This is a genomic window from Streptomyces sp. NPDC007875 (assembly GCF_042868035.1).
Taxonomy (GTDB): Bacteria; Actinomycetota; Actinomycetes; order Streptomycetales; family Streptomycetaceae; genus Streptomyces; species Streptomyces antimycoticus.
The window spans coordinates 1-7,447 of record NZ_JBIADZ010000080.1 but is presented as its reverse complement, the minus strand read 5'-3'; the positions used below and the strand labels follow the sequence as shown (position 1 = coordinate 7,447).

At 74.6% G+C, this 7,447-nt stretch carries 1 protein-coding gene and 1 pseudogene; both read left to right on the top strand.

The annotated features are described in order from the left end of the window. Nucleotides 1–305: 305 nt before the first annotated feature. Nucleotides 306–3,458, top strand: a pseudogene (locus ACFYOY_RS48850) (beta-ketoacyl synthase N-terminal-like domain-containing protein); the annotation flags it as partial. A 3-nt stretch (nt 3,459–3,461) separates the two neighbouring features. Continuing rightward, on the top strand, nt 3,462–7,447 hold a 3,986-nt coding region (locus tag ACFYOY_RS48845), incomplete at its 3' end, for an SDR family NAD(P)-dependent oxidoreductase (protein WP_388594557.1).

The following is a 7,447-nucleotide window of genomic DNA, read 5'->3' as shown; positions in this document are numbered from 1 at the left end:
ACGGTGGTGAGGTGGACTGGGAGCGGGTGTTCGCCGGGCGCGGTGCGCGCCGGGTGGAGTTGCCCACGTACGCCTTCCAGCGGCAGCGCTACTGGCTGGACAGCGAGCTCCCCGGGATCGAGGAGGCCGCCACCGGTGAACCCCTCTCCTGGCGCGAGGAGTTCGCCGCCCTGACCGACCCCGACGAGCGCGAGCGCGTGGCGCTGGAACTGGTCCGCACACACACCGCCTGGGTCCTGGGCTCCCGGGGCCCGGACACCGTCGACCCCGAGAAGATCTTCAAGGATCTCGGCTTCGACTCGCTGATGTCCGTCGAGCTGTGCAACCTCCTCAGCACCGCCACCGGAACACGGCTCGCCGGGACCGTCCTGTTCGACCACCCCACCCCGCTGGCCCTCTCCCGCCACGTCCAGGACGTGGCGGTGGGCTCGCGGACGGCCACGACCATGGCCCCGCGTCCGGCCGCCGCCCGGCGCGCCACCGGCCACGACGACCCGATCGCCATCGTGGCGATGAGCTGCCGCCTCCCCGGCGGGGTGCGCACGCCCGAGCAGCTGTGGCAGCTGGTCGGCGAGGGCCGGGACGCCATCGCGGGCTTCCCCGCCAATCGGGGCTGGGACCTGGAGCGGCTCTACGACCCGGACCCGGCCCGCCACGGCACCAGCTATGTGCGCGAGGGCGGATTCCTCTACGAGGCCGACCAGTTCGACCCGGCCTTCTTCGGCATCAGCCCCCGGGAGGCCCAGGCGATGGACCCCCAGCAGCGGCTGCTGCTGGAGACCGCGTGGGAGGCGTTCGAGCGCGCCGGGATCGACCCCACCACGCTCAAGGGCAGCGACGCCGGCGTCTTCGTCGGCACCATGCCGCAGGACTACGGGCCGCGGATGGACGAGGCGTCGGAAGGGTTCGAGGGCTATCTGCTGACCGGCGGCACCACCAGCGTCGCCTCCGGCCGGATCGCCTACACCTGGGGCCTCGAGGGCCCGGCGGTCACCGTGGACACGGCCTGTTCGTCGTCCCTGGTGGCCCTGCACATGGCCGTGCGGTCGCTGCGTGAGGGCGAGTGCTCGCTGGCGCTGGCCGGTGGTGCCACCGTGATGTCCAGCCCCGGGATCTTCGTGGAGCTGAGCCGCCAGAAGGCGCTGTCGCCCGACGGCCGCTGCAAGGCGTTCTCGTCCGACGCCGATGGCACCGGCTGGGGCGAGGGCGTGGGCATGGTGCTGCTGGAGCGCCTGTCGGACGCGCGGCGCAACGGCCACCGGGTGCTGGCGCTGGTCCGTGGCTCCGCCACCAACCAGGACGGCGCGAGCAACGGCCTCACCGCCCCGAGCGGACCGGCCCAGCAGCGGGTCATCCGGCAGGCGCTGGCCGACGCCGGGCTCACCACCGCCGATGTGGACGCGGTCGAGGCGCACGGCACCGGCACTTCGCTCGGCGACCCCATCGAGGCCGGGGCGCTGCTGGCCACGTACGGCCAGGACCGGCCCGAGGGCCGGCCGCTGTGGCTCGGCTCGCTGAAGTCCAACGTCGGCCACCCCCAGGCGGCCGCGGGCGTGGCCGGGGTCATCAAGATGGTGATGGCGCTGCGCCACGGCACGCTCCCCAAGACCCTGCACGTACACGAGCCCTCGCCGCATGTCGACTGGACGTCCGGGGCCGTGGAGCTGCTGACCGAGGCCCGGCCGTGGCCGGAGCCGGAGACCGCGCGGCCGCGGCGCGCGGGCGTCTCGTCCTTCGGCATCAGCGGCACCAACGCCCACGCCATCCTGGAGCAGGCACCGGCCGAACCGGACGTCGCCGCCCAGGAGGAGGCCCGCCCCGCGGCCCCGGGCCTGCCCGTGCTGCCCTGGGTGCTGACCGGGCGCACCGAACAGGCGCTGCGGACCCGGGCCGAGCAACTGCGCGACCACCTGGCCGACCACCCCGGCACCGACCTTGCCGCACTCGGCCAGGCCCTTGCCACCACCCGGACGGCCTTCGGCCACCGGGCGGTGATCCTCGGCCGGGACCGGGAGCGGCTCCTGGACGGGCTCGGCGCGCTCGCGCAGGGCACCCCGGCGCCCCATGTGGTCGAGGGCACGGCGGGCGGCCGGCGGAAGACCGTGTTCGTCTTCCCCGGGCAGGGCTCGCAGTGGATCGGGATGGCACTCCCGCTGTGGAACGCCTCCCCCGTCTTCGCGGAGCGGCTGGAGGCGTGCGCCGACGCCCTGGAGCCGTTCCTGGACTGGTCGTTGCGCGAGGTGCTGCGCGGTGAACCGGGCGCCCCGTCGCTGTCCCGCATCGACGTGGTCCAGCCCGCGCTGTTCGCGGTGATGGTCTCGCTGGCCGCGCTGTGGCGCTCCTACGGCGTCGAACCGGCCGCGGTGGTGGGCCATTCGCAGGGCGAGATCGCCGCCGCGTATGTGGCCGGAGGGCTCTCGCTGGAGGATGCCGCCAAGGTGGTGGCCCGGCGCAGCCAGGCATGGGCCGAGCTCAGTGGCAAGGGCGGCATGCTCTCGGTGCTCGCGTCGGCCGAGACGGTCGCCGAGCGACTTCGGCCGTGGAGCGAACGGCTCGGCATCGCCGCCGTCAACAGCCCCGCAACCGTGACCGTCTCCGGCGACCCGGAGGCCCTGGACGCCTTCATGGCCGAGCTCGCCGCCGACGGAGTGAAGTCCCGCCGGGTGCCAGGTGTGGACACCGCCGGGCACTCCCCGCAGGTCGACGGCTTGCGCGAGCGGCTGCTGCGCGAAGTGGCGGGGGTGCGGCCGCGCGCCTCGAAGATCGCGTACTACTCCACGGTGACCGGCGGGCCGCTGGACACCACGGAGCTGGATACCGACTACTGGTACCGGAACATGCGCGAGCCGGTGGACTTCGAGCGGGCCACCCGGGCGCTGCTGGCCGACGGCCACACGGCGTTCATCGAGTGCGCTCCGCACCCCATGCTCGCCATGTCGCTCCAGCAGACCGTCGAGGACGCCGGTGGGAACGCCGCCGCCATCGTCGGCACGCTGCGCCGGGACGAGGGCGACCCGGAGCGCTTCGCCGGCTCGTTCGCCGAGGCGTATGTGCAGGGTGTCGAGCCGTCCTGGGACGCCGTGTTCGCGGGTGGCCCGGGGCGCGGCGGCCCGGACGTGGAGCTGCCGACGTATCCGTTCCAGCGGCAGCGGTACTGGCTGGACAAGCCGGTCGCGGCGAGCGATGTGGCCGCCGCCGGGCTCGACGCCGCCGGGCATCCGCTGCTCGGAGCCGCCGTCCCGCTGGCCGGCGCGGACGACCATCTGTTCACCGGCCGGATCTCCGCACAGGACCACCCCTGGCTGACCGAGCGCACCGGCCCGGACGCGGCCGTGCTCCCCGGCAGCGCCCTCGCCGAACTGGCGATCCGCGCGGGTGACCAGGTCGGCTGCGACCGGATCGAGGAACTCTCCCTGGACACGCCGCTGGTGCTGCCCGAGAAGGGCGCCGCGGTCATCCAGGTGCGCGTCGGCGCCCCGGACGGTGGCGGCTTGCGCGCGCTGAGCGTCTACGCGCGCGCCGAGGGCGCGGACTCCGACGAGCCGTGGACGCGGTACGCCACCGCGGTCCTGGGCGCCGGTGCGTCGGCCGCGGACCTGGGCCTCGCCGTGTGGCCCCCGGCCGACGCGGTCCCGGTGGAGGTGGCGGGAGGCGCCGTCGCTGCCTGGCGGCTCGGTGAGGACCTCTACGCCGAGGTGGGGCTGACCGAGGCCGAGGAGGCCGACGCCCAGCGCTACGGTCTGCACCCGGTGCTGCTGGAGTCGGTGCTTGACGCGGTGGCGGCCCCGGGCGACGGCGGCGGGGCGCGGCTGGCCTCCTCATGGAGTGGTGTCGTACTGCACGCCACGGGTGCCACGGCGCTGCGGGTACGGCTGACACCGGCCGGTCCCGACACCTACGCGGTGGCCGCGGCCGACCCGAGCGGCGCCCCGGTGGTCTCGGCGGACCGGCTCGTACTGCGCGCGGTGGACACGCCCGAACCGATCGGCGGCCGCTCCGCCCTCCACCCGTCGCTGTTCCGTCTGGAGTGGCCCGCCGCGCCCGCCGCGGACACCACCGCGGCCCCGGCGACCTGGGCGGTGCTCGGCGACGACCCGCTCGGACTCTCCGCGGCCGTGGACGCGGTGCCCTACGACGAGGCGGCGGACGTGCCGGACGCGGTACTGGTGCCGTGCACCCGCACCCGCACCGCCGAGGGCGACGGGGACGTGGCGGAGGCGGCTCACGCGGCCACCCACCACGTGCTGGCGCTCATCCAGCGGTGGATCTCCGATGAGCGCCTCGCCTCCTCCAGGCTGGTGTTCGTCACCCGAGGCGCGGTCGCGGCCGTCCCCGGCGAAGAGGTGCCCGATGTGGCACACGGCGCCGTATGGGGGCTGGTGCGCTCGGCGCAGTCGGAGCACCCCGGACGCTTCGTCCTCGTCGACGTCGACGGCCACCCGGAGTCGGTCGACGCCCTCCCGGGCGCGGTGGCCTCCGGCGAACCGCAGTGCGCGGTGCGCGAGGGCCGGGCGCGGGTACCCCGGTTGGGCCGGGTGGCTATGGGGGCTGGGGTCGGTACGGCTGCTGGGGCTGCCGCCACCCGGGCTTCTGGGTTCACCGGCACCGCCGTTGCCCAGGTTGCGAGCGCCGGGGTCGTTGGGGCCTCTGCGACCGTGGCCACCGCCACCGAGGCCACCGAGGCCGCCCCCACCAGGGCTGGCGGGGCTGCCGGCACACGGCCCACCGAGGCCCCCGACGCCCACCGACGGCTGGACCCCGAGGGCACTGTCCTCGTCACCGGCGCCACCGGCACCCTCGGCGGGCTCCTCGCCCGCCATCTGGTGACCGAGCACGGCCTACGGCATCTGCTGCTGACCAGCCGACGCGGGCCCGCCGCCGAGGGCATGGCCGAACTCCGCACCGAGCTGGTGGAGTTGGGAGCCACCGTCACCGTCGCCGCCTGCGACACGGCCGACCGGGAGGCGCTCGCCGGGCTCCTCGGCGCGATACCCGCCGCACATCCGCTGATCGCGGTGATCCACGCGGCGGGTGTGCTCGACGACGGCGTCGTGGACGCGCTGAACCCCGAGCGGCTCGACCGGGTGCTGCGGCCCAAGGTGGACGCCGCATGGAATCTGCACGAGCTGACCGCGGACCACGACCTCGCCGCGTTCGTCCTCTATTCCTCCGTCGTCGCCACCATCGGCAACGCCGGACAGGCCAACTACGCCGCCGCCAATGCCTTCCTGGACTCCCTCGCCCAGTACCGCAGGGCCCGCGGCCTGGCCGCCCAGTCCCTCGCCTGGGGCCTGTGGGAGCAGCGCAGCGGCATGAGCGGTCATCTGGCCGACGCCGATGTGCGGCGCATGGCGCGCTCCGGTATCCGTCCGCTGCCCAGCGCGGAGGGCATGGAACTCTTCGACGCCGCATGGACGGCCGGTGACCCCACTCTGGTGCCCGTCCGGCTCGATCTGGCGGATCTGCGCAGGCGGGCCGCGAGCGGCGCCCCCGGCCAGGACTCCGTACCCGCCTATCTGCGCGGCCTGGTCAGGACGCCGGTCCGCCGGGTGGTACGGGCCGGTGGCGGAGGCGGGGCCGTGGAGACCGACGAGAGCTCGCTCGGCCGGCGGCTGGCCGCCCTGGCGGCGGCCGACCGGGATCCGTTCCTGCTGGACCTGGTGCGGGAACACGCGGCGGCCGTGCTGGGGCTCGCCACCCCGGAGGACATCGAGGCCACCCGCGCCTTCCGGGAGGTCGGCTTCGACTCCCTGACCGCCGTGGAGTTGCGCAACCGGCTGGGCGCGGCCACCGGGCTGCGGCTGCCGACCACCCTGCTCTTCGACTATCCGACCCCCGCCGTGCTGGTGGACCATCTGCGGCGCGAGGCGCTCGGGGAGCGGGAGGAGGTGGCGGCCGTGGTGGCCGCCGCCCGTCCTGCCGACGACGATCCGATCGCCATCGTGGCCATGAGCTGCCGGCTGCCGGGCGGGGTCCGCGGCCCCGAGGAGCTGTGGGAGCTGGTGGCGGACGGCCGCGATGTGATCTCGGCCTTCCCGGGCGACCGCGGCTGGAACGTCGAGGAACTGTACGACCCCAACCCCGATACGCCGGGCAGGAGTTACGCCAAGGAGGGCGGCTTCCTCTACGACGCCTACCACTTCGACCCCGAGTTCTTCGGGATCTCCCCGCGCGAGGCGCTCGCCATGGACCCGCAGCAGCGGCTGCTGCTGGAGACCTCCTGGGAGGCACTGGAGCGCGCCGGGATCGACCCGCACACCACGCGGGGCAGTGCGGCGGGTGTGTTCATCGGTTCCACCGGCCAGGACTACGCCTCGGGGCTCGGCGAAATCCCCGAGGACATGGAGGGGTATCTGCTGACCGGCAAGGCCGCCAGCGTGGTCTCCGGCCGCATCGCCTACTCCCTCGGCTGGGAGGGCCCGGCGCTCACCATCGACACCGCGTGCTCCTCCTCCCTGGTCGCCATCCACCAGGCGGCGCAGGCGCTGCGCCAGGGCGAATGCTCGATGGCGCTGGCGGGCGGCACGACGATGATGTCCACGCCGAGCCTGTTCATCGAGTTCAGCCGGCAGCGCGGCCTCGCCCCCGACGGCAGGTCGAAGGCGTTCTCCTCCGACACCGACGGCACCAGCTGGGGCGAGGGCGTCAGCATGGTGCTCCTGGAGCGGCTGTCCGACGCGCGAGCCAACGGCCATGAGGTGCTCGCGCTGGTGCGCGGCTCCGCCGTCAACCAGGACGGTGCCAGCAACGGCCTCACCGCCCCCAACGGCCCTTCCCAGCAGCGGGTGATCCGGCAGGCGCTGGCGAACGCCGGGCTGTCGCCCGCCGAGGTGGACGCGGTCGAGGCCCACGGCACCGGCACCACGCTCGGCGACCCGATCGAGGCCCAGGCCATCCTCGCCACCTACGGCCAGGGCCGGGAGGCCGAACGGCCGCTGTGGCTGGGCGCGTTGAAGTCCAACATCGGCCACACCCAGGGCGCGGCCGGCGGGGCCGGTGTCATCAAGATGGTCATGGCGATGCGCCACGGTCTGCTGCCGAGGACGCTCCACGTCAAGGAGCCGACCCCGCATGTGGACTGGACGGCCGGAGCGGTCGAACTGCTGACCGAGGCCAGGGACTGGCCGGTGGGCGAGCGGGTGCGCCGTGCCGGAGTGTCCGCCTTCGGCATCAGCGGCACCAACGCCCACCTCATCCTGGAGGAACCGCCCGCCGAGCCCGCCGCCGACCCGGCGCCGGAGCCGTCGGTGCGCACCGATGTGGTGCCGTGGGTGGTGTCCGGCCGTACCGAGGTGGCGTTGCGGGCTCAGGCACGGCGGCTGCGGTCGTACGTGGCGGCGCGGCCGGAGCTCGATCCGGTGGATGTGGGCTGCTCGCTGGCGCTGAGCCGGTCCGCCTTCGGCCACCGTGCGGCGGTCGTCGGCCGCGACCGGGAGGAGCTGCTGAG